The organism is Gemmata sp. SH-PL17 (assembly GCF_001610855.1).
GTDB classification, from domain to species: Bacteria; Planctomycetota; Planctomycetia; order Gemmatales; family Gemmataceae; genus Gemmata; species Gemmata massiliana.
The window spans coordinates 4,643,863-4,667,579 of sequence record NZ_CP011271.1 but is presented as its reverse complement, the minus strand read 5'-3'; the positions used below and the strand labels follow the sequence as shown (position 1 = coordinate 4,667,579).

The following is a 23,717-nucleotide window of genomic DNA, read 5'->3' as shown; positions in this document are numbered from 1 at the left end:
CTTATAGCACGCAACGGGGCGTCGTAATCCTTTTATCCTACTTCTGTTCCTTCTTTTCTTCCTTTTTCTCTTCTTCGTATCGTTTGACTCGGGTCTCAATGTCCGATTTTAACGGTCCTTCGGCATTGGCAACGGCTTTTGCCCCGAGTTCCTTGGCTTTGGCCTTGTCGCCACTCAGGAAGTTGGCTTCGGCCAGGAAGAACAGGGCAACCGGGTCTTTTTCACCGGCCAACTTCAGCCCGGCTTCGGCCGACTTCAGCGCGGTCGGGTGCAGATCTTTGTTGGCGGTCGCGTCCGGGAACAGGACCAGTGTGCGGGTGACAGTGTTGGCCAGCCCGACGTCGTCGGCCTTAAGCGCCTTGGCGATCAGCGCTTCAGAGACCTTCTTCACCTCGTCGGTCTTCTTCATCTTCACCAGCGAACCGAGGCGCGCGCTGTGGAAGTACGGGATCGCGGCGAGTTCCGGGTGCTTCGTCTCGAACTCACGCAGCGCCTTGAGGAACACTTCGGGGTCTTTATCGCCGGTCGCCTTGAACACTGCTTCCACTTCCTTCTCAATCGCGTCGATACCGGCGCGGTCGCCTTCGGTCCACTTCCCGTCGACAACTTTCGGCAGCACCACGTCGAGGTACATCGGGTGGCCGATGTAAGCGATCTTGCCGGCCTTATCGACCACGAAGCAGCACGGGATACCGCCCTGTCCGGCGGCCTTCATCCAATCGTCGTAGGTCTCGCGGTTGTCGGCGAACGCGAAGGTGTAGCCCAGCTTCGGGCCGCGCTTCTCGACGAGCGCCTGGACCTTTTCGAGCGTGTTGTTCGGGTCTTTCGCACTGAACCCGATGAACGTGACGCCCTTATCCTTATACTGCGATTGCAGTTCGCCCATGTGCGGCATCATGACGATGCACGGGCCGCACCACGTGGCCCAGAATTCCATCACGTAGGTCTTGCCGGCCGCGAATTCTTTGACTTCGGCACCCTGGAGCCACTTGGTGGCTTTCACGGGGGGCGCCTTGTCACCAATTTTGAGCGTCGCTTCTGGCTTCTTGGGCGGATCAGCCTTGGGCTTCGTGTCTTGCCCCGAAGCGGGAGCAACTAGCCCCGCGAGCATGGCGAGAGCGAACAGTTTGCGCACGATGCACTCCTTGGACGTAAATCGGGAGAGGGGCGAGAGTAAGTTTACATCAGATGAAGGCGCGGGGAAGGTCGAAAGCAGTGGCCGGACCGGCGCGGGTCCACAAGCGCGCGGAGAGGAAGCCGCCCAAACGCGATACCTCACTCGCGCACGCGAAGCCCTCAGCCGCGATCAGCGGCGCCGGGTCGATGAGCGCGCCGGCGGGGAGTCGCGTGGCGAGTCGGAAGAAGGCGTACATTCCGGCGAGTGCCAGGCGCGCGATGGGGCGCGCCCACCCCGTTCGCGGCACGCGGAAATCCCCGTCCACCCACATTGCATTGGGCGCGCATGCGCTCGCCAAGCGGCGGACAACAACCGCGAGCTCCGGTCGGCGGAAGCAATCAAGGACGAAATTCGTAACGACGAGGTCGTATCCGGTCGCGGGAAGCGCGTCCGTTCGGACGTCGGCCACTACAAACCGCACCCGGGTCGCGGCGCCCGGAATTGCGGCGATTCGCTGTTGTGCGACCGCGATCATTCCCGGGCTGATGTCGAGGCTGTCGACTTCGACGCTCGGGTTCGCGCGCAAGAGGTCCGCGAGGAACCGGCCGTCCCCGTCCCCAACGATCAGCGCACGTCGGCGCTCGCGGAGGTGGTCCAGGTGTGCCGTTCGGCACCAGTGGAGCAGCCCACCGAACGTGAGCCGTTCGAGGGTTCGGTAGACCGGCGCGAGCCGGTCGAACGACGGGCGCGGGGTCACAGTCCCACCGCCACGAGAATTGGGGTGAGCAGCACGGCATCGACCAGCACACGCTTCGCCCGGTCCGATAGTCGTGCCCGTAAGAGGTGAAGTGCCGCCAGTGCCACGGTGCTGGCAACGATTGCGGTGGCCACCGGCGTCGGTGCGCCGAGCGCAACACCGACTGCCAGTCCTCCGACGACGATTGCGAGCCACAACGGGTGCCCGCGGTCCGCGCCGTCTTCCCAGCGGCTAATGAGCGCACAGTTCAGCCAACACAGCCCGGCGAACGCGATCACGCCGGGCAACCAGTTCGTGTATGGCTCCGCGTCTGCGATCAGCGGAATCGCCACCCCTGCTGCGAACACGACACCGACGGACGCTTCTTTGAACCCGCGCCCGAGGATCTTTTTGGCCCCGCTGAGGTGAACCGCGGCGAAGTAACTGACCGCCGCTCCAAGAACAACGAACCCCACCACGATTTGTGTTCTCGGGAGTGCGGTGAAAGTTAGTGCGACCGCACCGACCAGTGCCGCACCCGCACCCACCATCCACGCGACCGGGTTTCGACCCGCGGCTCGGTGCCGGTCGGAGCCGTCCGCGCCGCGGTGGGCATCGAGTCCGCGGTCAATGAGGTACGCGCTCCAAACGACCAGGGCCAATACGATCGACGCAGCGAGTGGAACGGCGATTCCGGCAACAGACGCGAGGAACACTTGCCACGTGACCGCGACCGCGGGCGCGTCGAGCGACAACACGTTCGGCCACAGCCACCACGGACGGGAATCGTTCACCGCAGGTCACGCAGGAGGAGGGAGCGGGCGTATCGGTGAATGTACGACGGAGCGCGCCGGGGAGAAGATGAGCCATTTAGTGGTGATTGAGGTGCGTCGAAGTCCGCCAGGGTTGCGCTACCGCTTCACCCCCTGGCTACCGTCTGTCGCCCCTATCGGGGCTTAAAACAACGCGCGCTCTGCTCGCCAGGGGTTGCGCATGCGCTTCACCCCTGGCTACGCGCTTCCGCCCCTACCGGGGCTTAGAATCTGTGTCGTTCCTGATCTTTATGTTTCTGCTTTCTGTCCTTTGGATCTCTCTTCTGATCTTTGCCTTGTGTTCTTTTTACTTCTGATCCGTGTTATCTGCGTTTATCTGCGGCGCATGCTGGTTTTTACATTGCTGCGCCGTTGACCGCGCCCAAGTAAACGCTGGCGATGCGGAAGATGAAGAAGATAATCATCAGCGAGACCATCGCGTAAATGGCGTACCCGGTGACCTGGGCCGCGGTCTTCATCTTGCGCTCCGCGTCCTCGCGGTAGCGGTCCGCGAGGCGCTCCATCACTTCGGACATGTTGCCCGTTTCTTCGCCGGTAACGAGTGTTTCGCGGAACTCGCGCGGGAACGGCGCCCGGGATTCGTCGAGGGCTTCGACCAACTCACCCCCGTGTTTGGCCACTTCCACGGCCCGAGCTTCGCCGGACTGGAAACGCGAGTTACACGTGGCGCGGAAGCAGTAGTGCAGGGTCGTTTCGGCCCGTAACCCGGCCTCGGCACACATCCGCAGCGCCACCGCGAACCGGAGCACCGCGAACGCGAGGAGTGCCGGCCCCCAACCGGGCACGTTCAGGAATGTACCTTCGAGTTTCGCGCGGAACCGCACGTTATCGGCGGCCATTTTCATCACGAAGATGACCCCGCCCACGAGGGCCGCGCCACAGAGGAGGAATGTGAGTGCTCCCTGCGTGCCCGTGAGTCCCATCCCGGTCGGGTCCATCTTGATACCGAGTATCCCCAAAATGAAGATCAGGCCGCTGATGATAAGCACGGCCGCGATGTACTGGATCGCGGGGTACGCCATCTGTGAGCGGAAGTTCCGTTGGGTCGTCAGTGTGGCCGAGTAATACTGCTCGAGTTCCCGAAACGTGTCTTCCAGGCGCCCGGTCTGTTCGCCCACCGCCACCAGTTCCACGAACAGCGGCGGGAACGTGTCGCGGTGCGGTTCGAGTGCGTCTTCCAGTGATTCCCCGGACGCGAGCTTCTTCGCGAACTCGCCGGCGAGCGACCGCAGGGGGCGCGGACCGGACTTCGCCTGTTGCTTGAAGATCTTCACCGGGTCGAGGCCCGCGCTGAGGCTGAACCGGATCGCCCGGCACCACTCCACGAGCGCGGGGAGCGGGCATTTCGAGGAAGAAAAGAGCATCGGTGTGGACCGGTATCGGGTGACGGTTTCGGGTATCGTGATGAAGACGGCGCCGGCGCGTGGCGATCTCGCGGCGCGGATGATCCTTTCGGTATACCCGATGTCCGACGCGCCCGACATACCCGACCCGCGGTTCCTGGCGGGAGTGGACCTGTTTAACCGGCGCGAGTTCTTCGACGCGCACGAGGTTTGGGAAGACCTGTGGCACGAGTGCGCGGGGCCGGACCGCCGGTTCTACCAGGCGCTCATTCAGGCCGCGGTCGCCGCGTACCACTGGGAACGCGGTAACGCGACCGGGGCCGCGCGCCTGTACCGCTCCGGGCGCCGATACATGGAACCATTTCGCCCAGCGCATTTGGGGCTGGCGGTCGATGCGTTTTGGGATCAGATGGCCGCGCACCTTGCAGGGGCACTCGGCGATACGGCCGCTGCGTCAGTGCCGCCACCCACGATCCGACTTGGTGAGTGACACTTCGCTCCTCGCGGCTTCGTGGGTTGCGGAGCGGCTTGGGCGCGATTTTAGGGAGAAATTCCATTGTAGCCCTCGGTCGCCTCTGATATTATTTGTTTACTTGTATCCATTTGTTCAATTGTAGTGCCGGTCGGTTGGAGACAAATGATAACAGGGTGCGATCGTTGATGTTTGTGTAAACTGTTTGATTGATAGATTTTGTGGCGAATTAACTGCGTTGGTACGGTCCCGGAATGTTAGCAAATGTTAGCCGCCGCCACCGGAGTCGAATTCGTGTCGGGGAAGGGTGCCGGGTGATTCGCCGAGTTCGGATGGGCGGATACAACATCCGCTCCCGATCTTCCCGAGACGAAACTACCGATGCGCGTTGTTGAACTTGAGGTCCGGCACGTTCGCGTCGCGTTGCGGCGGAAAGTCACGCACGCGAGTCATGTTCGCACGGAGACGGATAACGTCGTTGTGCGGTGTAAGCTCAGCGACGGCAGCGTCGGCTACGGGGAGGGCGTCCCGCGCGACTACGTAACCGGTGAGACGATCGATTTCTCGTTCGACCTGCTCAAGCGCTCGGATGTGGCGAAGCAACTCGACACCGACGCCGAGAACTTCGTTCAGGCGGTTCACCTCGCGGAGCGACTCAAACTCGCGTCGCAAGCGAGCGACGATCGCGGGATTCTCGGCAATGCGGCCCGCTGTGCGCTGGAACTGGCGGTACTTGATGCGTTCGGCCGGGCTTTCGGCGAACCACTCACGCGAGTCGCAGAACTCGTGGCCCCAGAACTCTACAAGTTCCGCGATCGCGTGCAGTACAGCGGCGTCATCGGGAACCCGCGTGGCTGGAAGAAACGGCTCTACCCGCTCGTGTACCGGCTCGCGGGGTTCAAGCAGGTCAAACTGAAGGTCGGGATCGAAGGCCAGGACGATGTGAAGCGGACGAAGACGATGCGCCGCTGGCTGGGCCGCAAGATCGATTTGCGCATCGACGCGAACGAAGCCTGGGCGCCGACCGACGTTGCTGACCGTATCCGCGAACTGGAGCCGTTCGGCATCACGAGCGTCGAACAGCCAGTACGCCACGAGGACGTCGCGTGTCTCGCGGACGTGCGCAAGCAAGTGAAGACGCCGATCATGCTCGATGAATCGCTTTGCGGCATGGTGGACGCCGAGCGCGCGGCACGCGGCGGGTGGTGCGACCTGTTCAACCTGCGGCTCTCGAAGTGCGGCGGGTTCATTCCCAGTTTGCGCCTCGCGCAGTACGCGAAGCAGCACAACCTCGGTTACCAACTCGGGTGCCAGGTCGGTGAGACGGCGATTCTCAGTGCGGCGGGTCGGCACTTCGCGGCGAGCGTGGCCGACATTCGCTACCTGGAAGGCAGTTACGACCGGCACTTGGTGTGGGAGTCGCTCGCGGTCGATGACCTCACGTTCCAGCGCACCGGGTGGGCACCCGCGCTGATCGGCAGCGGACTCGGGTTCGCGCTCGACCCGGCCCGGCTCGATTGGGTCACCAAGCGCAAGGAGACGCTGCTTGGGTGAGCAAAGGCAACCTAACCCCCTAACCCCCTTCCCTAAGAAGGAAGGGGGAACAGAGTCAACCGCAGAAATTGGTGCATCGCAACCGCCAGTTTTAAGCCCCTCTCCCTTTGGGGGAGGGGTTGGGGAGGGGTTACAGCCACAACCTACCCCCCCGCCCCCCTCCCTGAAGGGAAGGGGGAGCTGGCGCGCACAGTCGTTGGGGTTGAGAATACGTCAGCCGACAGTTCTTTCTCCCCCTTCCCTGACAGGAGGGTGTTGCAGGGGGAACCCGCAGGGGGGCCCCCCTCACAAGAAGCGAGGGGGGTAGGTTCCCCCCCAACACTCGGCCTCTTCCCCGCCTCGGACGGCTATTCCTTCTACTTCCGGCACTTCGCGCCGGGGGGTACGCCGCGGGCGCGGATCGTGGTCGTTCATGGCATCCGCAGTCACGGCGGGTGGTACACGCGGTCGTGTCAAGCGCTCGCAGAAGCCGGGTTCGATGTCTACTTTTTGGACCGGCGCGGGTCCGGGCTGAACACAGCTCACCGCGGGGATTCGCCGAGCTTCCGGCGGTTGATCGACGACGTGGCGGAGTTCGTTCAGCGCCTCCGCGAGACGCGCGGGTGGCTGCCGGTATTTGTCTGCGGCATTTCGTGGGGTGGGAAACTGGCCGTTGGATTACCGTACCGCAAACCGGGGCTGGTTGACGGGCTGGTTTTGCTGTGCCCCGGATTAGTGCCGAAGGTCACGCCACCGATGCCGCAACGGGCACGGATTGCGGTCGCACGAGTGTTCCGCCCGTGGAAGTTCTTCCCCATTCCGTTGAACGAGCCGGACCTGTTCACCGCGTCCCCGGAATGGCGACACTACATTGACACGGAACCGCACGGTCTTCGGCTCGCGACCGCGCGCTTTCTGTTTAGCAGCTTTTCACTCGATATCTACCTGAAGCGAGCGGCGAAGCGCGTTACTGTACCGACGCTCCTCGCTCTCGCGGAACGCGATCGAATTATCGATAACTTGCAAACCGCGAACTTCGTGGCGCAATTCCCGGGACCGACCGAAACGATTACGTACCCCGGCGCGCACCACACACTGGAGTTTGAGCGCGAGGATCATCCCTGGCTCGCCGATGTAGTGCGCTGGGTGGAGAAGCAGTTGTAGTGCTCGTTCCTGTGACGGCATTTACATTAGCGAGACGACCAGCACTACCACCAAAAGGACGATCAGCCCACTCGCGAGGAGCGCGATTGGAAGTTTGGACCGGCCGCGCCGGGACGCTTCGCGTGCGTGTTCCTGGATCTCGTGCTTGTGCTTCTTACGGGCCTGTTCGTGGTGCTGCTTCTTCGTGCTGTGGTTCATTGGCGAACCTCACCGTTTTGGAGAGGCCGCGACCGCCGGAATGAGAAGGTTTGTGCGGTGCCGCGGCGCGAAAGGTGTGTGAAGTGTACCGCATAGGGTTGCGGCTTGTCGAGAGGGTAGTGGGATTCGCACAGCGGAAACAAAAGCGCCCGCCCCCAATTGGGGGCGGGCGCGAGTACGGTGCGGATGAGGTGTTATTTGCGCTTGTGGGCCGCATCTTTCGGCTTTTCGAGCCCGGCTTTTTCCATGAGGGACTGCCCGAACACGTTGTCCTCTTCCTCGAAGATTTCTTCGAGCTTCACACCGGGGCCGACTTGGTATTGAATGATGTACTTGTGTTTGGCGATGTCGATTTCGTCCCCGGGGCGCAGTTTGCGCCGAAGGGTGCGCTCGCCGTTTACCTTTACACCGTTGGTGCTATTTAGGTCGCGCAGGTACCACATACCGTCGCGCAGGGACAGTTCGCAGTGTGACCCGGAGATGTTCTGGAACCGTAAGCAGATGTCGCACGATTCGCGCCGGCCGATGGTCATCACGTCGTTGACGAGCGGGATCGCGTCGCCGCCGCCTACCGGAACGAGTTCCCCGAGTTGGCTCTCTGCCATAACCGTACCTCGCCGAGATTGGAATAGATTCTGAAGGTAAATAGAAGGCGAACGCCCTTATGACGTAAATCCATCGTAACTGGTTCCGGCTAAGATGCCAGCGCCAACGTCCTTCCTCGTACTCGGCCAAACGAGAACCGCCGCTCGAACCGGACATCCGATGCGAGCGGCGGAAATGTGTGATCTGGTCTGAACTTAGCGGCCGTGCGGGGACGGCATTTGTTGCGGGATCGCGGGGGCTTGGTAGCCCGGGCCGCCGCCCGGGAAGTACGGGTTCACGGGGAAGTTACCGGTGACCGGGGGGCCGTAGAACGCGCCGTTCACAGGGGCCGGCGTCATGAAGTGCCCGTCGTAGGGCCAGTACAGGTACCACGGTGCGGCCTGGAACGCCGGTTGCTTATGGCCGATGCCGCCGAACAGCGTCCGCGGCGGGCCACCAGCGCCGATGCCGCCGCAGTTGGAGCACCCCTTGGGGCCGCCGGCGAGAGCGTGGTCCGCGGTGGCGCTCAGCGCCAGACCGACGGCCGCGGCAATAACGAACGAGCGGAACAGTTTCATCTCGGGATCCTTTCCTTGAGTCTTCGTCGCGCTCCGAGAATCAGAGCGCAACGAGCGAGGGTCGAACCAGTCCGGGGGCGACCGCGAGGTCGCCTCGTCGGACGACCGGGCGCACGTCCGGTGCGCCCGGGGGAGTCACTTCGTTTGGCCGGCGGTCGGCACGAGGTCCAGAACCGGGTTCAGCGTCGGCGTCGCGGAGTAGAAGACCGCGGACTGTGCCGGTGAACCGACGCCCGAGTAGCGGGCGAACACGTCGCCGGTCGGTTGAGCGGGCGTTGCGACCGCGACCCCGCCGCACGACGAGCACGACGGCTTGTGGCTGTGGAACAGTGACCCGCTGTTGTGGGTCCAGGTGTGCCCACGGAACCAGCCGCCTTGCAGCCACGAAGCGTGCCAGAAGCCGCACGACGAGCACGAGGATTTGTGGAACAGCCCGCGCGAGTGCCCGCCGCCGTGCGCCCAGCCGTATGCCCCGCCCGCACCTGGGGTGCCGTAGAAGTTCGGGTCGTAGCGCAAGTACTCGTCCCAGGGGCCATACGGCTTGAACGGGTAATAGCCGTAGTACGGGCCGTAGTTGAACAGTGGCCCGTTCTGGTGAATGCCCTTGAACAACCCGAGGCAGAAGTCGCCGCACCCGAACCCGTAGTGCGTCGGGTTCGCCGAGGCTTTGTCCGGTGTGGCTAGCAACAGGAAGGGCACCGCCAGAACGGCGGCAATCGAAAGGCGTCTCATCGGCGCGAATCCTTGCGGTGCTGCCCGCGGCGGGCCGAGGCCCGTCCCCGTCCGTGCTGCGGGCACCGGTAACGTGCCCCCGAAACGCCCCTTGTGCCAACGAATGTGGTCCGAAATGATCAGCCGGAATCGCTCAGCCGGGCGCGTGATGCAAAAAACTGGAACCGCACGCAGAACGGGGCGCACTTTAACGAACGGCGCATCCCGCGCGGTCGCGGAGCACGGACAATTCCTCAAACGTGATCGCGTGCGATCCGATGCGCCGGTGTGCGGGGTCCGGGCCGTGACAATCGCTCCCACCGCTAATCGCGAACCCGAACCGTGCCGCGACCTCGCGCAAGCGCGATACGGGCGAGTTGCGGCCCCACGGGTACACGACTTCGAGCGCGTCCAGACCGAACTTTCGCAGCGCGTCGAAGTGATCGTCGGTGAGGTGTGGGGGAGGGTGGGCCAGCGACGCGACGCCACCAGCCGCGTGAATGAGGGCGATCGCATCTTCGAGCGGAACGAGCGTTTTGGGTCGAGTTTTCCGAATGAGCGGGTTCACGAACCGGTGAAACGCTTCCGTGCGAGTTTTCGCGACCCCGCTCGCGACGACCAAACGTGCGGCGTGGCGCCGACCGAGACTCGCGGTGGATTCCTCCAGCAGTCCCGCGCGGTCCGCCTGAATTTTGACGCCCGACTCGCGCAGGAGAGCGACGAGTTCGCGGAATCGCTCGCGGCGCGATTCACACACGTTGGCGAGTGCGGCATTGAGTTCGGCGCAATCGGTGCGCACGAAATAACCGAGCAGGTGGAACTCGCGCCCCGCGAACGTGGTGCTGATCTCCACTCCCGGCACGAAGTCGATCGCGGTACCGGCAGCCGCCTGCGCTTCGGCGACGGACGCGAGGGTGTCGTGGTCGGTGACCGCGACGGCCCGCAGCCCCGCCTGTCGAGCGAGTGCGACGACCTGCGACGCGGTATATTCCCCGTCGCTCGCGGTCGTGTGAACGTGCAGGTCCGCCCGTGCCGGGGCGTCAAGTTGCGCGAGCCGGCTGCAAACGAGAGTGAAGGGAGAGTGTTTGGGCACGAGAACCGCGCGAACAAGAGAAAACGGCACCGAAAGGCGCGGCTTTACGCCTTCCCTTTTTCCTTTTTCATCGCCCCTACGCGGTCAAGTACGCCGTTCACGAACGCAGGGGAATCTTCGGAACCGAACCGCCGCGCGAGTTCGATGGCCTCATTGATGACCACTTCCAGCGGCGGTTGGGTGGCATCGAAGAGGAGCTCGTAGGTGCCCAACCGGAGCACGTTCCGGTCCACGGGCGTCATGCGCGACAGGCGCCAGTTGGTCGCGGCGGCTTTCAGGTTCTCGTCGATTTCCTCTTTGCGCGCGACGACGCCGTCGACGAGCTTGAGGGTATACGCCTCCATCTCGGCGTCGGCGAGCAAGCGATCGCGGACGAACGTCTTGATCGCCTTGCGCGGAACGGGGGTCGGGTTCTGGTCCCACTGGAATAGGAGCTGCAGAGCCACTTCGCGGGCGCGGGAGCGTCGGGCCATATTGGGATCATCTCGGTAACCGGGGTACACCCATCATGCTAGTAGCTTTCTGCCGCGCGCGGATATAGAACGCACTCATCCGCCGGTCTCACTCCGAAAAGTCTCCCCGTTTCGAGTACCCCACATGCCCCGTTTCCGTGTCGTTGTTGCGGATTTCTTGGCCGATGCGCTCAAACCCGAGCACGAGTTGTTGGGCGACATGGCCGACGTCGTTGCCCTGAACGCGACCTCCGAGGCCGATATGATCGGCCACATCGAGAGCGCCGACGCGGTGATGCTGTACCACAACATCGCCATTACGAAGGAAACGATCACGCGGTTGCAGAACTGCAAGCTGATCGTGCGGTGCGGGGTCGGGTTCGATAACGTGGACCATCGGTTGGCCCGCACGAAGGGCATTCCGGTCGCGAACGTGCCCGACTACGGCACGGAAGAGGTCGCGGATTCGGCCATCGGCATGATGCTCACGCTTACGCGCGGGATCAACTTCTTCAACAACCGCCTCCAGCGCAAATCCGGCGACTGGAGCTACATGCAGGGGACGCCGCTGGTGCGCCTCCGCGGGCGCGTCTTCGGGGTGATCGGTCTCGGGCGCATCGGAACTGCCGCAGCGCTCCGCGCGAAGGCGCTCGGGATGGACGTTGCGTTCTACGACCCGCACAAACAAGACGGTTACGATAAGGCCAACGGGATTCGCCACGTGGAGAAACTCGACGACCTGTTCCGCCAGTCGTTCGTGCTCAGCGTTCACTGCCCGCTGACCGAAGAGACCCGGCACATCGTGGACGCACGCGGCATCGGACTCATGCCGGACGGTTCGTACTTGGTGAACACGGCACGCGGCGCCACTGTGGACGCGACCGCAATTCCGGCCGCGATTCGGTCCGGTAAGCTCCAGGGGGCGGCCATCGACGTGCTCCCCGTCGAACCGCCGCCTGCAGATCACCCCTTACTGGTGGCGTGGCGCGACCCCGCTGATCCGTGCTACGACCGCGTCATTCTCAACCCGCACTCCGCGTTTTACTCGGAGGAGGGGCTGCTCGACATGCGCGTGAAGGGCGCCCAAGCGTGCCGCCGGGCGCTACTCGGCGAACCACTGCGGAACATTGTGAACTGAGGTTGGGTATTGAGTCCTCCGGACCCGGGGCGGTACGCTGTTACCGTTCCTCGGGTTCGACCCACTTCGTCGTAGGTTCCGCCGGTATCCACGAAGTCAGTTTCGTGAGTAACTCCGGTACCGTGTCTGCGACGAGGAGAAGGGCGCGGTGCTTCGGCTTGAGTAAGCCTTCCGTCACAACGTGGTCGAGCCACGTGAGTAGCGGCGTGAAGAACCCGTTCGTGTTGAGGATCGCGACCGGTTTGCGGTGGATGCCGAGTTGTCCCCAGGTGAGGATCTCGAACAGTTCGTCGCAGGTGCCGTAACCGCCGGGGAGCGCAACGAATGCGTCCGTGCGGTCGGCCATGAGTGCCTTCCGCTCGTGCATCGTGTTCACCACAACCAGTTCCGTGCAGTCTTCCTGGGCTATTTCTTTTAGTGCTAAGGAGTGGGGAATCACACCCACGACAGCGCCCCCAGCCACCAGTGCCGCACTCGCGACTTCACCCATCAGCCCCACGCGCCCGCCGCCGTACACCAGAGTCAGACCTTGAGCAGCGAGGGCGCGCCCGAGTTCGCGGGCCGTGTCCGCGTAGACGGGGTTGTTACCGGGGGACGAACCGCAAAACACACAAACACTTTTCACGGGAGAATACCTGATTTTCGTGTTAACGAAATTGCTCCGGTTGCGTTCTTCTTATCGCTACCGGGGAGGAGCGTGCCGAAAGGAGGACACATGACCGCCGTACTCGTGTTCGCCCTCATCGCGCCGACCGCGCAGCCGAAGACCCCACCGCCCAAACGTCCGATGCTGTCGGGTTCGGGCTCACGGCCGATTCCGAATTCCACTGGCCGTTTTACATCACCAAATCACCGGACGTGCAGAAGGAATTGAAACTCAGCAAAGAGCAACTGGCCGCGTTTGACGGGGCTGAAGCCGATCTCAAGAAATCTGTCACGGATCTCGGCGCGCTGAAGCCGACGCAAGTGAAAACTTACACTGCTAAACTCACGAAGTGGGCCGACGAAACGGTGACCGCCGTCCTTAAGGCCGAACAGCAAAAGCGGCACCGTCAAATCGTGTGGCAGGTTCTCGAATTTACGGGTGGTATGCGCGCACTCGCCGCAAACCCAGCGTTTGCGAAAGAAATCGGGCTGACTGCCGATCAACTGAAACAGGCGAAGAAGATCGACGCCGACTACTTCGCTGGTTGGCAGAAACTGGTCCGGGCGAACCCGCTCGTGGGCAACGGTCCCGTGCCCGGTGAGGAGGCGCTTGCGAAAAAGAGCGAAGAGGCCGCGCTCAAGTTGCTCAGTGCCGAGCAGAAGAAGAAATGGAACGAGGCCCTCGGTGAACCGTTCGTGGGCGAGGTGAAGCAATTCACCATTCCCGGACTGCGCCCGGTCACGTTTAAGGCACCCGAGAAGAAGTAGGCAATTCCATTCTGTGAGCGCGGGGACTAACCGACCGCGCTCTGTGTCTTCTCCGCATCCTCTGTGGTCACTGCGGTGAAATTCGCGCCCAAGAACCCGCTGCGTGCGATCGGTTCCTCGATCTCTGTTCCTTTTCGGAGCCAGAGCAGTAGCGGCGTTGTGAGAATGGTTGTCACCAGCGCCATGATGACGAGCACACAGAATAGGCTGCGCGGTACCACTCCCAGTTCATAACCGAGGTTGATGGCGATCAGTGCCATCAGCCCGCGGGCGTTCATCATTGCGCCGATGATCCCGGATTCTTTCCAACTGAACCCACTCAGCCGGGCCGCTAACCCGCACCCGGCCAGCTTCCCCGCCATCGCTGCGATTGTTACTGCGCCACAAATGATCCACATCGCAGTGCCGTGTAGCGCCGTGACGTCGGTACGCAGTCCGGTGTAGGTGAAGAACACCGGCACGAAGAACGACGTGACGATGTCGAGCAACTTCGCGTGCGCGGCGTGCCGGAGTTCGGCCTGGTCTGACAGCACGGCACCGAGCAGAAACGCGCCAAACACCGCGAAGATGCCGATCAGGTTCGTTGCCACGGACGCGAGCAACACGCAGACGAGTAGCACAGCAAGGCCCGTCGCGCTGAGCCGTCCGCGGTTCTCGCGCAAGGAAAACGCGAAGTACCGCACGAGCACCGGGCGCACGACGAACCACATGATGAGCGCGAAACCGACTGTCAACCCGGCCATCCGGAGCGTTTCCAGCGGGTCGAAATTAGTTTTCACCACTGCCGCGACGCTCGCGAGCAGAATCCAGCCGATCGCGTCGTCCACAGCCGCTGCCGTGATGGTGATCGCACCGAGCCGCGTGCGCGTGATGTGCAGTTCCATCATGATCCGACCGAGAACCGGGATCGCGGTGATGGAAAGCGCGATCCCGAGGAAGAGTGTGAGTCCGAGAAGCGATACTGGCCCGGCTTTGGGGTGTGGTTCCAGGTGCGGGTGAACGAGTTGCGCCAGTCCCGCGCCCAGTGCGAACGGCACCGCGATGCCGGCAATCGAGATCAGCACCGCGGCGCGCCCGTGCGAGCGAACGTGCTCGAACTCGAACTCCAACCCCACCAGAAATAGGAGGAAGATCAGTCCGAACTGTGCAATCACGGTGAAGATCTTGGGAAGCACCGCGTCCGCGAGAGGTTGTGGCACTTCGCCGAGCGTCGGGCGAAAGAGACTGGCAAAGATTTCCGGGTACAGCCACCCGAGTAGGGACGGGCCGAGCAAAAGGCCAGCAACGATCTCGCCGACCACGCTCGGCTGACCGACTCGCCGTGCCAGCGCACCGAAAGTTCGTGCTGCGGCAATAATCACGACTAACTGGATGAGTACCGGCAGCAGTAATTGCTCGACGTCCAGTTTGATGAGCGATTCGACGGTTTCGATTGTTGCGAACGGCGTGCTCATTTCGAGAGGTGTTCCGTCTGCGGAGTGCGGAGGCGGGTATTCAGGGACGGGAACTATCGGTGGGTGCTCACACGCAGGTAGTCACTTTTTCCCAGGTTTACTGGCTTTGCGTAGGTCGTCGAGGTTTGCCTGGCAGTACGGGCAGCCGATCGTTTTGAGGTGGAAGTCGACGTAATCAATGAGGTCTGGGTCACCCGCACCGAGCACGTAGCCACCGAGCTGATCGCGTGTGGGGCAACTCACGCGCTCGCGCCGCCAGATCGCACCGACCGTGTGCTCGCCGCGATCCTCTTGTTCGATGACCTCGTGGTAAATCGCTCGTAACTCCGCGGACTCGCGCAGTGCCTTCTCGACCGAGGCAAGTTCCGCGTCGGGGAGCGCGTCGTTCAGGTAGTCGCGGAGCATCTGCCGGGTAATCGCGGACATGGAGGGTCTCGCGGAACGTGTTCGCCCATCAGTATATCGGCCGGACTCGCACCGGTCGAACCGAACTCATCGCGTGCGGGAGAGCGAAATCGGCAGCGTGTGTTAACTTTGCGCCGGCCCTTGTCAACCAATCACTACAGTTGCCCCATTTGCCCAGGAATCGTTCGCATTTTGAGTCCGCCTGTGCCTATTCTGCGGTTTACTCGGATGGAGAGAGAGGGTAGAAATAAAAAAGGTGCGTCGGATAAATCCTGGCGCCCCGCGGTCCGGAGTTACCATTTAAAGCGGCCCTTTTGCCGCAAACCGGTCACTCCCGCATTCCCTCCTTCGAGACGCCCATGAAACTCCGCCTACTTGTGGCGGTCGGCGCGGTTGCCGGGTTCCTGTTTCTGTCGCCCCGCGCGTCCGCTGAACTGATTACTCTCCAACTCGACCACACAGTCTCGAGCACAGTCAGTGTGAATTTGGGTGGCACGCCCATTTCCAATGTAGCTCCAGGACCGTACTCTTGGTCGGACAAGAACGATCCGCCGAACTCGAACTTCTCGTCACCGATCGCAACTTTTTGCATCGAACTGACCGGCACAATTGTTGTGGGTGGGACTTACGTTTTCGGGGTTTATGCCCCAGAAGACGCCCCTACCATCGGCAGCGCAGATAAGGCCAACGCGATCCGCGCTCTTTACGGAAACTTCTACAACTCCGCTTGGACTGACCCTTCATTCAAGGGCGACAACGAGTCGAAGGCGTTTCAACTCGCGCTGTGGGAACTGGTTCACGAGACTGACGCGACGAAGACGGTCAGTTCCGGTAATTTCCAGACTGCCAGTACAGCCGCGACGCGCGCCAATGAGATGCTCAACGGTCTGGCGGGCGGATTGGATAAGTACAACAACTCGGATTATGAACTGGTCGCGCTAATCGCCCCGGCTCCGGGCGCGAAGGACCAAACGCCCGGTCAGGATCAACTCGCCGTTCGACCCAAGTCGGTACCCGCTCCACCCGCAGCACTCCTCGCGGGTATCGGAGGCATGGTCTTTATGGGACGCTCACGGCTCAAGCTACGTCGTACCACAAACACCGTCTGAGTAGAGACAACTAGACCCGAACCCGCGAGGCCCGCACGAAAATCGTGCGGGCCTCGCGCATTTTTGTATTCCGAAGAAAATCTGCGTGGGGACGGAATAAATACGAATACTTTGCATCGTAAAGTTATCTGGAGGAGTTGGACGCCAATGAAGTGAGGAGGCGTGATGCGAGGATTCCGTGAACTGGACCGTATTCTGCGCGGCGACGCGATGCGAGTACCTGGGCCGGGGCAGGCGATATTAGAAATTCCGCTTCTACCACTCGTGTCCGTGAACGTACTGCTCGCTGCGGTGTACGGCGCGTGTATGGGGTTCTTCGGTGTGTTCGGGCGCGCGGAACCAGAAGTCCGGTTCATCGTTGCAGACGCAGTGAAGGTGCCGCTCCTATTTCTGCTCACGCTCGTTGTCACGTTTCCGTCGCTACACGTGTTTAACGCGCTAGTTGGCTCGCGTTTGGGGATGTCAGATCTCGCCAAACTCATGGCCAGCGCGCTAGGGGTGCTCGTGGCAGTGTTGGCCGCGTTCGGTCCGATCGTTGCGTTTTTCTCTGTGACTACTACAAGTTACCCGTTTATCGTGCTCCTGAACGTGACCGTGTTCGCACTCGCCGCGGGGTTCGCGATCATATTCCTCTTACGCACGGTGGATCGACTCACGCTCTCAGCGCCGGCGGCGTTTGTCGAAATTCCGCCACACGAGTCCGGCGGGTCTTCATCGGTGGCGACACCAGAGGAGACGACTGAGAGCGAGCGCCCCGTTCGGGCCGAGCGCAGGGCGCGTGCGGTTCCCGTTTCGCGCCCGGAGGAGCCGCAACCGGACCCGAAGGTACGAGCCGTGTTTCGTGGGTGGCTCGTTGTGTTCGCCATTGTTGGTACGCAGATGAGTTGGGTGTTGCGCCCCTTCATCGGTTCACCGAGCGCTGGTTTCACTTGGTTCCGACCGCGCGACGGATCGTTTTTGGAGGGGGTCACGAAGGCTCTGCGAACACTTCTCGGCGCCTGACCCATGACACACTTACTCCGATTCGTGGACCGGTTGCTACGCAGTGCCACCCTCCACAGACGCTCGCACGTACACGAGGGCGCGGGGACCGGTTTGGCGATCGTTGTGATCGGTGGCGCCGCTTACGGTGCGGTGATGGGGTGTTTCGGTGGCTTCGGATCCGATCGGTCGTTACAGATTATTTTTTCCGCGGTGAAGGTGCCGCTGCTAATTGCGGTGACGGCGGCGCTTGCGATGCCGAGCTTCTTCGTTCTCAATTCGTTGCTCGGTTTGCGTAACGACTTCGCGGAAGCCGTTCGCGCGGTCGTGGTCACTCAGTCCGCGGTGGCGATCGTGCTCGCGAGTCTCGCCCCTTACACAGCGCTCTGGTATGCGTCCACGACCGATTACAACGAAGCCTTAGTCTTCAACGCGCTCATGTTTGCAGTCGCGAGTGCGTCCGCGCAATGGGTGTTGCGCAGGCGGTATGCTCCGCTTATTGCGCGCGACCCGTTGCACCGCGTAATGCTGTGGGGCTGGCTCGTTGTGTATGCGTTCGTGGGGATTCAGATGGGGTGGGTGATGCGCCCGTTCATCGGGCAACCGGAATTGACTCCCACGTTTTTCCGTGACGGAGCATGGGGGAATGCTTACGTGGTCGTGCTTGAATCGATATGGCGCGCGTTGAGGTAGTTCACAGAACCCTCAACGTGCCGAGAGCCGAGCCACCGTTTGGTACCTCGGCTCTCGGCATTTTTCTCAGGGAGAACGGCTACTTCGTTCCGATTGCCCACAGGTAGTTGTACCCGCGGAAGTAGATTCGCCCGTCCGCAATAGTGAGACCGGCGAATACGGTGTCGGGCAGGACGTTTGTGGCAAGCTTCTTGAATTCCTTCCCTGTTTGAATCACATCCGTCGTGCCGTTCGCTGCGGGGACATAGATTTTGCCATCACCCACGGCCATGTGCCCGCGATGGACGAACTTGGTCAGAGCCTCCCGGTAAATGACCTTCCCGGTTTTCGCTTCGACTGCGGTGAACGGGCCGTCGCCGGTCAGGTATACCACGTCATCGACGCGGATCGGAGCGACGACATCCGGGGTCCGGAAGTTCGCGCTTGCAGGTACGCGCCACAACTCGGCCTTGTTGTCAGGGGTGATTTCCCCCTTCGCGCCGACCGGGTTAAATGCGACCGTCGGCCCGTCTTTGCACGATGGCACTACGATCAGGTCCGGGAGCACAAGCGGGTTGGAAACGAACCGCCACGCGCCGCTGCTGTTCGGGTTCAATCCGGTCACACGCCAGACTTCCGTTCCATCGGTCAGTTTGTGACCGGTGCAGAAGTCGTTGCCGTGTGCAACGAGGAGTGGCTCACCCTCGCCCTCCCAGATGAACGGTGAGGCGTACACGTCCGGGCTCTCGCCCTTGCTGTAACCCGGGCGGTCCTTCTTCCACACTTCTTTGCCGGTCGCGGCGTCGAGCGCGACGACGAGTTGTGCGCCGCGGTGCATTACCTGAAGGTACAGGCGGCCCTTATAGAGCACCGGGGTCCAGTGGACGCCGAACTGGATGCGGAACTTGCCGTACTTTTGAATGTCGTCTTTCCAGACCAATTTGCCGTCGAGGTCGAAGCACGCGAGGTCACCGCTCCCGGCGAACGCCCAAACGTGCTTGCCGTCGGTCGAGCAGGACGCGGACGCATCGGACACGTCGGCCCCGGACGGGTTCCGGTACTTCACCTTGCCGGTGCCGGACACTTTCTGTTTCCACTTTTCTTTGCCATCGGTGCCGATGCAGAGCAGCACGATGTCGTCGCCATCGACCGAGGTCACGAAAATCTTGTCCGCCCACACGATCGGGGTACCGGCACCCATGCCCGGCATCTTGAACTTCCAAACAACGTTTTTGTCCTGGCTCCATTCGGTGGGCAGGTTCTTTTCGGCCGAGTGGCCATCGTTCTTCGGCCCGCGCCACTGCGGCCAGTTGTCGGCAGACGCGGGCGCAGCAAGACCTGCGATCGAGAACAAAGTCACGAGGAACAAGCGATTCACGGGATGAGTCCCTTGGCGGAATTCGGGGCGGGTACTGACAGAAGGTAACGAAACTCACGGCGATCCGCAACGATCCAACCGACCCGGGAATCGCTTCGTGAGCCGGTTTTCATTTGTCTGTGGGCGGAGTTGTATGACACTCGGTGCCGTGAGTGCCGCACGCTCTTCGGAGAGCGGTTGCGGTGAATACCTTGCGTTACTGGAAGCCGAAGCGGGCCGTCGTTACAACACCCTCTGATTCTCGTTCGGAATCTCGATATCAAGGGGTGCGGCCGTGGGGGTCGTCGTTCAGAAGTTCGGCGGGTCGAGCGTGAAGGACGCGGAGAGCGTCATGGAAGCCGCGCGTAAGGCCATTCGCGCGAAACACGCCGGGAGCAAAGTGATCGTCGTCGTGTCCGCACAGGGCAGCACCACCGACGACCTGATCGCCAAAGCCGGCCAGATCACCAGTTCGCCGTCCGCGCGCGAAATGGACATGCTCCTCGCGACCGGCGAGCAGATCTCGATCGCTCTCACCGCGATGGCGATCCACGAACTCGGCGAGCGCGCGGTCAGCTTTACCGGCCCGCAAATCGGCATCGTGACTGACAGCACGCACCGCAAGGCCCGCATCAAGAAGATCGACACCGTGCGCTTGTGTGAGGCGCTCGATAGCGGGCACATCGTCGTGCTCGCGGGGTTCCAGGGCGTGGACGAACTCGGGGACATCTCCACGCTGGGGCGCGGCGGGAGCGATACCACGGCCGTGGCCGTGGCTGCCGCGGTAAAGCTCGCGGGGTACGAGGTCGAGTGCGAGATCTACACCGACGTGGATGGTGTGTACACGACGGACCCGCGCATCGTGCCTGATGCGCGCAAGATGGACGCGATCAGTTACGACGAGATGCTGGAGATGGCGAGCATGGGCGCGGGCGTGATGCACTCGCGCTCGATCGAATTCGCCAAGAAATTCGACGTGCCGCTCATGGTGCGGAACGCGAAGTCCGACGCGATCGGCACCTGGATCGTTCCCGAAGCTTCGTGGATGAGTGAAATCCCTGCGTGCGGGGTCGCGCTCGCGGCGGACGAAGCGCGGCTCGTGCTCGAGGGCGTGCCAGACCGCCCGGGCGTGAGTCACCGCGTCTTTGCCGTGCTCGCCGACGCGAACATCGCAGTGGACATGATCGCGCAGAGCGTGGGGGAGGGGGGCAAGGCCACGATCGGGTTCACCGTACTGAACACCGAACTCGATCGCACCAAGAAGATCCTCGCACCCATCGTGGCGGAACTCGGGGCGGCACTGAACGAGACGGGCAAGGTCAGCAAGGTGTCAGTGGTCGGTGCCGGGATGCGCTACATCTCCGGGGTCGCGGAGCGCATGTTCCAGGCGCTCGCGATCGAGGGCGTGAACCTGAAGATGATTACCACCGGCGACATCAAGATCAGCGTGCTGGTGGAAGAGGACGGCGCGGCCGAATCGGGGATCATCGAAGCGCCGACGGGCGAGCCGATCAAGAAGGCGCACCTGGAGAGCAAGAAGGCGGTCCGCGGGCGCCGGGCACTGCGCGCGGTTCACGCCGCATTCGCGCTACCGCTGTCACGCAAGGGAGCTGGAGAACCACCCGCGAGCGGCGAATTTAAGCCGCGCCCGAACCCGCTCATGGTCGCGGCATCCAAGGACCGCGAGGCGGCTATTGCGCGGCTCGAGGGGATGGAAGATGTTCTCGTGAGCGGCGTTCATCTGAACACCGAACAGAGCCGCGTTACGGTTCACGACTTGCCGGACAAGCCGGGGAACTGCTCGCGCGTGTTCAACGCGGTCGCGACCGGTGGAATTCTGGTGGACATGATCGTCCAGAACCAGAGCGGCCCTGCGAAGGCAGAACTCTCATTTACCGTGCCCCGCGCCGATCTGACGCGCGCGCTGAAACGCACTCAGGATGTGGTGCGCGAGATCGACCCGGCGTGTCGCGTGGTGGGTGACGGCGACATCGCGGTGCTGTTTGTGCTGGGGGTGGGGATGCGGACGCACACCGGCGTAGCCCGCACGATGTTCGGCGCGCTAGCCGCGAAGGGCATCAACATCAGCATGATTAACACGAGCGAGGTGTGCGTCGGGGTGGTAGTCGAGCGTGCCCGAGGTGAAGAGGCTCTTGCCTGCCTGACGGAAGCGTTCAAGTTAGGGTAAAACGCCAATGCCGGGTTACCACGATGTGTACGTTCTAGCCCGGGAGCGATCTGCGGCGGTTGCGAACAGCTAGCTGTAGACCGGAAGTGCCAAATCTCAGCGTACTCCAATCGCCAAATCAAGGCCCACGCGCTTTGATCGGGCACAGGACTCGGACGTCGATTACATCACGTTCGAGTCCCTGCTGGAAATCAACGGGTTTGGCAACCCGCACGGATTACTTCTTCTCGCTCAGTGCGTCGAGCAGTGCCTGAACGCCGGCCTTTGCCACTTCCGCATCCTGTTCACCGGACCCACCGCCGACCCCGATCGCACCAATTACTTGACCGTCCACGATGATGGGTATCCCGCCCTTCAAGGTTGTGATCTTTCCGCCACTTGCAGCTGCAGCGTTTTGAATGCTCAAACTCAGGAGCGCGTCCGGTTCGCCTTTAGCGGGGAGCGCCCCCGTCTCTTGGCGAAAGGTTGCGGCCGAGACTGCTTTAGTCAGTGCAGTAGACCCACTCGCCGGGCGCGCTCCGTCCATTCGGGCGAACGACAGCAGGTGCCCGCCATCATCGACGACGGCGATGTTACTCTTCAGCCCCATCGCTGCGGCTTTCTTCTTCGCACCTTCGACAGCCGTTTCTGCTCCCGCGAGGTTCAACTGAACGCGCGCGTGCGTTACCAGCGGCGGCTTTTTCTCTTGGGCGAAAGCGATCGGGGCAATTGCGGCCAAACCAATCAGAACGAGCACAATGCGGGAGAGGTACACGACGGTTCTCCATGTTGGGTGGTGCGCGAGTTTCGCGACACGAGTGCTGTTTTACTTCCACGGTGTGCTCGGGGCGAAAGCCCGGGCTGCCGCTCCAGATCATTCAACGCTTCCCGCACGAGGTTGTATTGTTGTCAAGAATCAGTCGTTACGATCACCGGCATGGGCCGACTTGAGCCTCTGGCGCACGGATTGAGGGAGGGGACATGCTACTGCACGAAAAGGCGGATCAAGCCCAGGCGCTTTTGGCCGAAACCGGGCTGGACTGTTGGCTGACCTTCGCGCGCGAGACGGAACTGCACCCGGACCCGGGGATCGAGCAGGTTGTTGGGGCGGGAGTGGTGCGGAACTCGGCGTTCCTCTTCGGCGTCGGCGGAGAGCGCGTCGCGATTGTCGCCAACTTCGACACGTCGGCCATTCGTGCGAAAGGCGTTTTCCGGGAGGTGATCGGCTACGACGAAGACATTCGTGGGCCTCTGCTGGCTGCACTTCAGCGCCTCGACCCACGAACCATCGGCCTGAATTACAGCCTCGACGACGTGACCGCCGATGGGTTGACCCACGGGCACTGGCTCCTCCTCGAGCAACTCCTGAGCGGCACGCCGTATCTCGATCGGTTGACCAGCGCTGCCCCGCTGCTGGCACGGTTGCGCGGGCGTAAGTCGTCAACGGAGGTCGACCGGATTCGGCGGGCCGTGGCTGTGACTGAGCGGATCGTCGAACAGATTACCTCGCACATCCAACCGGGGCTGAGCGAGCGGGAACTGGCCGCGTTCGTCCATGCGCGGTTCGCCGAACACGGCGTGTCACCGGCGTGGCCACTTGAGGGGTGTCCGATCGTCAACACCGGTCCGGCGTCGGACCTCGGGCACACGTACCCGTCAGAAACGGTCCGCATCGAAGCGGGGCACTTGGTCCACATCGATTTGGGCGTGCGCATTGAAGGGTACTGCTCGGACATGCAGCGGATGTGGTATGTTCGACGACCGGGTGAGTCGGGACCGCCGGAGGACGTTCGGCGCGCGTTCGAGACGGTAGTGTGGGCTATCGACGCGGGGGCTGAAGCTCTGTGCCCGGGCGTGCGCGGATTCGAGGTAGATGCGGCTGCTCGAAGTGTTGTGGTGACGGCCGGGTACCCGGAGTTCAAGCACGGACTCGGGCACGGGCTGGGACGGGCGGTCCACGATGGCGGTACCTTGTTGGGACCGCGTTGGCCGTGTTACGGGCGTAACGTGGAAGCCGCAGTCGAGGTGGGCAATGTTTTTACCCTGGAATTAGGCATACCGACCGGTTCCGGGATTGTTGGATTGGAGGAAGATGTGTTGGTCACCGCCACGGGGTGCGAGTTCCTCTCGTCCCGACAGCTCGAACTGATACTTGTGTGAAATCGGTTCCGCTTCGTAGCCGGCACCAAGAAAGGCGGATTTGATA

The 23,717-nt window shown here is 62.3% G+C and carries 25 protein-coding genes; 10 read left to right on the top strand and 15 right to left on the bottom strand.

Annotated features, from left to right (window positions below):
• Positions 1–37: 37 nt before the first annotated feature.
• The 4 genes from VT84_RS19310 to VT84_RS19300 all read right to left on the bottom strand — a co-directional run bounded on the left by VT84_RS19310 (position 38) and on the right by VT84_RS19300 (position 4,050).
• Entirely contained in the window at positions 38–1,135 is a 1,098-nt protein-coding gene (locus tag VT84_RS19310; protein WP_052554668.1) for a TlpA disulfide reductase family protein, read from the bottom strand.
• 49 nt (positions 1,136–1,184) lie between these two features.
• Positions 1,185–1,874 carry a class I SAM-dependent methyltransferase gene (locus VT84_RS19305; protein WP_162271772.1) on the bottom strand — a complete coding sequence of 230 codons (690 nt, stop codon included), beginning with the start codon at positions 1,872–1,874 and terminating at the stop codon, positions 1,185–1,187.
• Positions 1,871–2,647: a hypothetical protein gene (locus VT84_RS39675; protein WP_052554661.1), complete on the bottom strand. Its 777-nt coding sequence runs from the start codon at positions 2,645–2,647 to the stop codon at positions 1,871–1,873. The genes VT84_RS19305 and VT84_RS39675 overlap by 4 nt, the downstream gene beginning before the upstream one ends.
• A 374-nt stretch (positions 2,648–3,021) precedes the next feature.
• Positions 3,022–4,050 carry a type II secretion system F family protein gene (locus VT84_RS19300; protein ID WP_052554658.1) on the bottom strand — a complete coding sequence of 343 codons (1,029 nt, stop codon included), beginning with the start codon at positions 4,048–4,050 and terminating at the stop codon, positions 3,022–3,024.
• Between the two features lie 4 nt (positions 4,051–4,054).
• On the opposite strand from VT84_RS19300, the gene VT84_RS19295 reads away from it, so the two are divergent.
• The 3 genes from VT84_RS19295 (at position 4,055) to VT84_RS19285 (ending at position 7,198) form a co-directional block, all read left to right on the top strand.
• Positions 4,055–4,519: a DUF309 domain-containing protein gene (locus VT84_RS19295; protein WP_239465410.1), complete on the top strand. Its 465-nt coding sequence runs from the start codon at positions 4,055–4,057 to the stop codon at positions 4,517–4,519.
• A 363-nt stretch (positions 4,520–4,882) separates the two neighbouring features.
• Positions 4,883–6,055, top strand: coding sequence for a dipeptide epimerase (locus tag VT84_RS19290; protein WP_082840660.1), 1,173 nt, complete (start codon positions 4,883–4,885; stop codon positions 6,053–6,055).
• Between the two features lie 252 nt (positions 6,056–6,307).
• Complete coding sequence (locus VT84_RS19285; protein ID WP_082840659.1) at positions 6,308–7,198, top strand: alpha/beta fold hydrolase; 891 nt, start codon at positions 6,308–6,310, stop codon at positions 7,196–7,198.
• Between the two features lie 21 nt (positions 7,199–7,219).
• Here VT84_RS19285 and VT84_RS38685 read toward each other — a convergent pair whose 3' ends face one another.
• The 6 genes from VT84_RS38685 to nusB all read right to left on the bottom strand — a co-directional run bounded on the left by VT84_RS38685 (position 7,220) and on the right by nusB (position 10,836).
• The gene (locus VT84_RS38685; protein WP_157469633.1) at positions 7,220–7,396 is read right to left on the bottom strand and encodes a hypothetical protein; all 177 of its coding nucleotides are present in this window, start codon (positions 7,394–7,396) and stop codon (positions 7,220–7,222) included.
• Positions 7,397–7,590: 194 nt separating this feature from the next.
• Complete coding sequence (locus VT84_RS19280; RefSeq protein ID WP_052554650.1) at positions 7,591–8,001, bottom strand: FHA domain-containing protein; 411 nt, start codon at positions 7,999–8,001, stop codon at positions 7,591–7,593.
• Positions 8,002–8,196: 195 nt separating this feature from the next.
• Entirely contained in the window at positions 8,197–8,559 is a 363-nt protein-coding gene (locus VT84_RS19275; RefSeq protein ID WP_052554647.1) for a hypothetical protein, read from the bottom strand.
• A 135-nt stretch (positions 8,560–8,694) separates the two neighbouring features.
• Positions 8,695–9,291 carry a hypothetical protein gene (locus VT84_RS19270; protein WP_052554643.1) on the bottom strand — a complete coding sequence of 199 codons (597 nt, stop codon included), beginning with the start codon at positions 9,289–9,291 and terminating at the stop codon, positions 8,695–8,697.
• A 187-nt stretch (positions 9,292–9,478) separates the two neighbouring features.
• A complete protein-coding gene (locus VT84_RS19265) occupies positions 9,479–10,363 on the bottom strand; it encodes a PHP domain-containing protein (protein ID WP_162271771.1) in 885 nt (294 codons plus the stop codon).
• 44 nt (positions 10,364–10,407) lie between these two features.
• Complete coding sequence (gene nusB / locus VT84_RS19260; RefSeq protein ID WP_082840658.1) at positions 10,408–10,836, bottom strand: transcription antitermination factor NusB; 429 nt, start codon at positions 10,834–10,836, stop codon at positions 10,408–10,410.
• A 124-nt stretch (positions 10,837–10,960) separates the two neighbouring features.
• Here nusB and VT84_RS19255 point away from each other — a divergent pair, with 124 nt between their 5' ends.
• Positions 10,961–11,953: a C-terminal binding protein gene (locus VT84_RS19255; protein WP_082840657.1), complete on the top strand. Its 993-nt coding sequence runs from the start codon at positions 10,961–10,963 to the stop codon at positions 11,951–11,953.
• 40 nt (positions 11,954–11,993) lie between these two features.
• On the opposite strand, the gene VT84_RS19250 is transcribed toward VT84_RS19255, so the two are convergent.
• Positions 11,994–12,578, bottom strand: coding sequence for a TIGR00730 family Rossman fold protein (locus VT84_RS19250; RefSeq protein ID WP_204249607.1), 585 nt, complete (start codon positions 12,576–12,578; stop codon positions 11,994–11,996).
• Positions 12,579–12,811: 233 nt separating this feature from the next.
• Between VT84_RS19250 and VT84_RS19245 the strand changes: the two genes are divergently transcribed.
• Positions 12,812–13,366 carry a hypothetical protein gene (locus VT84_RS19245; protein ID WP_082840655.1) on the top strand — a complete coding sequence of 185 codons (555 nt, stop codon included), beginning with the start codon at positions 12,812–12,814 and terminating at the stop codon, positions 13,364–13,366.
• Positions 13,367–13,392: 26 nt separating this feature from the next.
• Here the strand turns inward: VT84_RS19245 and VT84_RS19240 are convergent, their stop codons facing one another.
• Both VT84_RS19240 and VT84_RS19235 read right to left on the bottom strand, forming a co-directional pair.
• Positions 13,393–14,820 (bottom strand): cation:proton antiporter, encoded by a 1,428-nt coding sequence (locus VT84_RS19240; protein WP_082840654.1) that lies wholly within the window; start codon positions 14,818–14,820, stop codon positions 13,393–13,395.
• A gap of 81 nt (positions 14,821–14,901) precedes the next feature.
• Entirely contained in the window at positions 14,902–15,246 is a 345-nt protein-coding gene (locus VT84_RS19235) for a hypothetical protein (RefSeq protein WP_082840653.1), read from the bottom strand.
• A gap of 338 nt (positions 15,247–15,584) precedes the next feature.
• Between VT84_RS19235 and VT84_RS19230 the strand changes: the two genes are divergently transcribed.
• The 3 genes from VT84_RS19230 (at position 15,585) to VT84_RS19220 (ending at position 18,008) form a co-directional block, all read left to right on the top strand.
• Positions 15,585–16,334: a thioester domain-containing protein gene (locus VT84_RS19230; RefSeq protein ID WP_082840652.1), complete on the top strand. Its 750-nt coding sequence runs from the start codon at positions 15,585–15,587 to the stop codon at positions 16,332–16,334.
• A gap of 165 nt (positions 16,335–16,499) precedes the next feature.
• On the top strand, positions 16,500–17,336 hold the full coding sequence (locus tag VT84_RS19225; protein WP_052554622.1) for a hypothetical protein: 837 nt from the start codon (positions 16,500–16,502) through the stop codon (positions 17,334–17,336).
• Between the two features lie 3 nt (positions 17,337–17,339).
• Positions 17,340–18,008 (top strand): hypothetical protein, encoded by a 669-nt coding sequence (locus VT84_RS19220; RefSeq protein WP_052554619.1) that lies wholly within the window; start codon positions 17,340–17,342, stop codon positions 18,006–18,008.
• 79 nt (positions 18,009–18,087) lie between these two features.
• Here VT84_RS19220 and VT84_RS19215 read toward each other — a convergent pair whose 3' ends face one another.
• Positions 18,088–19,365, bottom strand: a complete 1,278-nt coding sequence (locus VT84_RS19215; protein ID WP_052554617.1) for a PQQ-binding-like beta-propeller repeat protein — start codon at positions 19,363–19,365, stop codon at positions 18,088–18,090.
• 274 nt (positions 19,366–19,639) lie between these two features.
• Here VT84_RS19215 and VT84_RS19210 point away from each other — a divergent pair, with 274 nt between their 5' ends.
• Positions 19,640–21,532, top strand: coding sequence for an aspartate kinase (locus tag VT84_RS19210; protein ID WP_052554614.1), 1,893 nt, complete (start codon positions 19,640–19,642; stop codon positions 21,530–21,532).
• Between the two features lie 217 nt (positions 21,533–21,749).
• On the opposite strand, the gene VT84_RS19205 is transcribed toward VT84_RS19210, so the two are convergent.
• Entirely contained in the window at positions 21,750–22,286 is a 537-nt protein-coding gene (locus VT84_RS19205) for a GlcG/HbpS family heme-binding protein (protein WP_082840651.1), read from the bottom strand.
• A gap of 206 nt (positions 22,287–22,492) precedes the next feature.
• On the opposite strand from VT84_RS19205, the gene VT84_RS19200 reads away from it, so the two are divergent.
• The gene (locus tag VT84_RS19200; RefSeq protein WP_082840650.1) at positions 22,493–23,671 is read left to right on the top strand and encodes a M24 family metallopeptidase; all 1,179 of its coding nucleotides are present in this window, start codon (positions 22,493–22,495) and stop codon (positions 23,669–23,671) included.
• The last annotated feature ends 46 nt before the right edge of the window (positions 23,672–23,717 follow it).

What these genes read in the sequence shown, in the direction of transcription:
- VT84_RS19300 (WP_052554658.1), bottom strand. Translation starts at nt 4,050, where the DNA reads ATGCTCTTTTCTTCCTCGAAATGCCCGCTCCCCGCGCTCGTGGAGTGG.
- VT84_RS19290 (WP_082840660.1), top strand. Translation starts at nt 4,883, where the DNA reads ATGCGCGTTGTTGAACTTGAGGTCCGGCACGTTCGCGTCGCGTTGCGG.
- VT84_RS38685 (WP_157469633.1), bottom strand. Translation starts at nt 7,396, where the DNA reads ATGAACCACAGCACGAAGAAGCAGCACCACGAACAGGCCCGTAAGAAG.
- VT84_RS19280 (WP_052554650.1), bottom strand. Translation starts at nt 8,001, where the DNA reads ATGGCAGAGAGCCAACTCGGGGAACTCGTTCCGGTAGGCGGCGGCGAC.
- VT84_RS19275 (WP_052554647.1), bottom strand. Translation starts at nt 8,559, where the DNA reads ATGAAACTGTTCCGCTCGTTCGTTATTGCCGCGGCCGTCGGTCTGGCG.
- VT84_RS19270 (WP_052554643.1), bottom strand. Translation starts at nt 9,291, where the DNA reads ATGAGACGCCTTTCGATTGCCGCCGTTCTGGCGGTGCCCTTCCTGTTG.
- nusB (WP_082840658.1), bottom strand. Translation starts at nt 10,836, where the DNA reads ATGGCCCGACGCTCCCGCGCCCGCGAAGTGGCTCTGCAGCTCCTATTC.
- VT84_RS19255 (WP_082840657.1), top strand. Translation starts at nt 10,961, where the DNA reads ATGCCCCGTTTCCGTGTCGTTGTTGCGGATTTCTTGGCCGATGCGCTC.
- VT84_RS19240 (WP_082840654.1), bottom strand. Translation starts at nt 14,820, where the DNA reads ATGAGCACGCCGTTCGCAACAATCGAAACCGTCGAATCGCTCATCAAA.
- VT84_RS19235 (WP_082840653.1), bottom strand. Translation starts at nt 15,246, where the DNA reads ATGTCCGCGATTACCCGGCAGATGCTCCGCGACTACCTGAACGACGCG.
- VT84_RS19230 (WP_082840652.1), top strand. Translation starts at nt 15,585, where the DNA reads ATGAAACTCCGCCTACTTGTGGCGGTCGGCGCGGTTGCCGGGTTCCTG.
- VT84_RS19225 (WP_052554622.1), top strand. Translation starts at nt 16,500, where the DNA reads ATGCGAGGATTCCGTGAACTGGACCGTATTCTGCGCGGCGACGCGATG.
- VT84_RS19220 (WP_052554619.1), top strand. Translation starts at nt 17,340, where the DNA reads ATGACACACTTACTCCGATTCGTGGACCGGTTGCTACGCAGTGCCACC.
- VT84_RS19200 (WP_082840650.1), top strand. Translation starts at nt 22,493, where the DNA reads ATGCTACTGCACGAAAAGGCGGATCAAGCCCAGGCGCTTTTGGCCGAA.